The following is a 629-nucleotide window of genomic DNA, read 5'->3' as shown; positions in this document are numbered from 1 at the left end:
TGCAAACATTGTCATAAGACTTTCTCGCCCATGACAGGAACTTTGTTTTCATATTCAAAGAAGGAAGCCTATCAATGGTATCTGTATATGGAATCACTCTTTCGTGGTGATACCATTGTACAGTCTGCTCATATTGCAGGTATATGCGAACATACATCTCTTGTGTGGAGACATAAGATACTGAGTGTATGTGCTTCTCTCACGGCTGAAGATCGCATACTAGATGGAGTTGTTTACCTTGATGAAAAACTTTCAGATGTTAAACATCCTGGAATAACAGTTGAAGATAAAGAATCAAAGAAGAAAAGAGGAATCAGCGATCAGAAGAGAAACATTGTCTGTGCCATAGATGAACACAACAATAAAGTGATACAGGTATCAGAAAGAGGAAGAATACATACCAAGAATCTCTATGAAATATATAAAGACAAAATCCCTTCACAATGTACAGTTGTCAGTGACAGCCTTCGCTCATATCATGGACTGATGAAAAAGTTAGGGGTTAAATGGATTAAGATTCCATCAGGCAAGAAAGAAAAGGACGGATATACATTGGATAAGGTCAATAGATTGCATTCGTCTATTGAATTGTTTTTGCATGGATATAGAGGGATATCAGACAAGTATTT

Annotated in this window: 1 protein-coding gene; it reads left to right on the top strand. The window is 36.7% G+C overall.

Going from position 1 to position 629, the window contains the following annotated elements; translation table 11 throughout:
- Window positions 1-87 precede the first annotated feature (87 nt).
- The coding region (locus B5E87_RS14865) for an IS1595 family transposase (protein WP_158095643.1) at window positions 88-629 on the top strand (542 nt) is incomplete at its 3' end.

This window comes from Massilimicrobiota sp. An142 (genome assembly GCF_002160725.1).
GTDB lineage: Bacteria > Bacillota_I > Bacilli_A > Erysipelotrichales > Coprobacillaceae > Allocoprobacillus > Allocoprobacillus merdigallinarum.
The sequence above is the reverse complement of the archived record's forward strand: the minus strand, read 5'-3'. Positions and strand labels throughout refer to the sequence as shown.